The sequence below is a fragment of the Pseudomonas sp. Leaf15 genome, from assembly GCF_001421425.1.
GTDB lineage: Bacteria > Pseudomonadota > Gammaproteobacteria > Pseudomonadales > Pseudomonadaceae > Aquipseudomonas > Aquipseudomonas salomonii.
This window is the reverse complement of the sequence record NZ_LMKI01000029.1, coordinates 1-2,703: the sequence shown is the minus strand read 5'-3', so window position 1 is coordinate 2,703 and position 2,703 is coordinate 1. Positions and strand designations below refer to the sequence as shown.

1 protein-coding gene and 1 pseudogene are annotated in these 2,703 nt (G+C 56.9%); both read right to left on the bottom strand.

Annotation, left to right across the window (positions count from 1 at the left end; all coding sequences use genetic code 11):
• Positions 1 to 2,345: pseudogene (locus ASE80_RS19490) on the bottom strand (immunoglobulin-like domain-containing protein); the annotation flags it as partial.
• 1 nt (position 2,346) lies between these two features.
• The coding region (locus tag ASE80_RS31025) for an immunoglobulin-like domain-containing protein (protein ID WP_236708853.1) at positions 2,347 to 2,703 on the bottom strand (357 nt) is incomplete at both ends.

Sequence of the window (2,703 nt, the reverse complement as noted above, 5' to 3'; positions counted from 1 at the left end):
CGACGGTATCGCCAGCTTTGATGGTGATGCTCGAACCATTGTCCAACTTCAAGGTGACGTCAGTACCGGCCTTGTTGCTCAAGGTCGCGGTGTAGGTGATCTGACCACCCTCGTTCACTGCAGACGGAGCCGTCAGTGTCACGGTGGTGGTGTTGTCGGTGCCCGGAGTGTCGGTGACGGTGGTGTTGACCGGCGTAGTACCTGGCACCAGATTTTCGAAGTGCTCACCGCCGGTCACATTAGTGATAGCGGTAGTGACGGTTTGATCGCCTTTGTAGACATCATCCGGAGCTACAACTGTGACGTTGCCGCTGGACTGGTTCACACCGATGGTGATGGTCTGGCCGTTATCCAGGGTCACGGTCAGCGGATTGGTGATGTTGGTCACTGCCGCGCCGTTTTTATCCACAAGGCTGGCGGTGTAGACGATGTTGCCACCTTCGCCAACGGTAGTGGTGGCGGTCAGGACCACATCCACTTTGTCGATGGTGTCGTTGATGGTCGTAGTTGCACCATCGCCAGCCACTTCCAGCTTCTCGAAGTTACCGCCAGTGGTGTCAGTGATCTTGACGGTCTGAGTGCTCTTGTCGATGAACACGTCATCTCCAGGTGCCGCAACAGTCACAGAGCCGACGGTATCGCCAGCTTTGATGGTGATGCTCGAACCATTGTCCAACTTCAACGTGACGTCAGTACCGGCCTTGTTGCTCAAGGTCGCGGTGTAGGTGATTTGACCACCTTCGTTGACGGCACTTGGTGCGGTCAACGTGACAGTAGTGGTGTTATCGGCGGCCTTGTTGCTCAAGGTCGCGGTGTAGGTGATTTGACCACCTTCGTTGACGGCACTTGGTGCGGTCAACGTGACAGTAGTGGTGTTATCGGTACCCGGAGTATCCGTGACGGTAGTGCTAACAGGTGTAGTACCTGGCACCAGATTTTCGAAGTGTTCGCCGCCTGCCACATTAGTGATCGCGGTAGTGACGGTTTGATCGCCTTTGTACACATCATCCGGAGCTACAACGGTCACGCTGCCATTCGACTGATTAACGCCGATGGTAATGGTCTGGCCATTGTCCAAAGTCACGGTCAGCGGGTTGGTGATGTTAGTCACCGGATTGCCTGACTTGTCGACCAGCGACGCGGTGTAAACGATGTTGCCGCCTACCTTGTCGATGGTGTCGTTGATAGTCGTAGTTGCACCATCACCAGCGACTTCCAGCTTCTCGAAGTTGCCGCCAGTGGTGTCAGTGATCTTGACCGTCTGAGTGCTCTTATCGATGAACACGTCATCGCTAGGCGCAGGGACGGTCACGGTGCCGACGGTGTCGCCCGCTTTGATGGTGATGGTCGAGCCGTTATCCAACTTCAGCGTTACGTCAGTGCCGGCTTTATTGGAGAGCGTAGCGGTGTACGTAATCTGACCACCCTCGTTCGCCTCGGACGGGGCTGTCAAGGTGACGGTGGTGGTGTCAATCGAGTCGGTAATCGTGGTGACCGCAGGTGCAGTGTTCGGCACCAGGTTTTCGAAGTTGCCGCCGGTCGCGCCAGTGATGGTGGTGCTCACCGTGCTGCCATTGACGTAGACGTCGTTCGGTGGAGTGTCGACCACCACGCTGCCGACAGATTCGCCCGCTTTGATAGTGATCACCGAGCCATCGCTCAAGGTGACGGTCACCGGGGTTTGCGCCGGGTTGGTCAGGGTGGCGGTGTAGGTGATCTGGCCACCTTCGGTCACGGTATTGGTAGCCGTCAGCGAAACGGTGGTGGTGTCGATCGAATCGGTGATCGAGGTGACAGCAGGCGTAGTGCTCGGTACCAGATTCTCAAAATTACCGCCGGTCGCACCGGTAATAGTGGTGCTGACAGTCGAACCATTGTTGTAAACGTCGTTAGCCGGCGTATCGACCACAACAGTGCCAACCGACTCCCCAGCCTTGATGGTAATCACCGAGCCATTGCTCAAGGTGACGGTCACCGGGGTTTGCGCCGGGTTGGTCAGGGTAGCGGTATAGGTAATCTGACCGCCTTCGGTCACGGTGTTGCCTGCCGTCAGCGTAACGGTGGTGGTGTCGATCGAATCGGTGATCGTAGTAACCGCAGGCGTAGTGCTCGGTACCAGACTCTCAAAGTTGCCGCCGGTCGCGCCCGTAATAGTAGTGCTGACGGTCGAACCATTGTTGTAAACGTCGTTAGCCGGCGTATCGACCACAACAGTACCAACCGACTCCCCAGCCTTGATCGAAATCACCGAGCCATTGCTCAAGGTGACAGTCACCGGGGTTTGCGCCGGGTTGGTCAGGGTAGCGGTGTAAGTGATCTGACCGCCTTCGGTGACAGTGTTGCCTNAATCACCGAGCCATTGCTCAAGGTGACAGTCACCGGGGTTTGCGCCGGGTTGGTCAGGGTAGCGGTGTAAGTGATCTGACCGCCTTCGGTGACAGTGTTGCCTGCTGTCAGGGTAACGGTGGTGGTGTCGATCGAATCAGTGATCGTAGTAACCGCAGGCGTAGTGCTCGGCACCAGGTTCTCAAAGTTGCCGCCGGTCGCGCCGATAATAGTGGTGCTGACGGTCGAACCATTGTTGTAAACGTCGTTAGCCGGCGTATCGACCACAACAGTACCCACCGACTCCCCAGCCTTGATGGTAATCACCGAGCCATTGCTCAAGGTGACAGTCACCGGGGTTTGCGCCGGGTTGGTCAG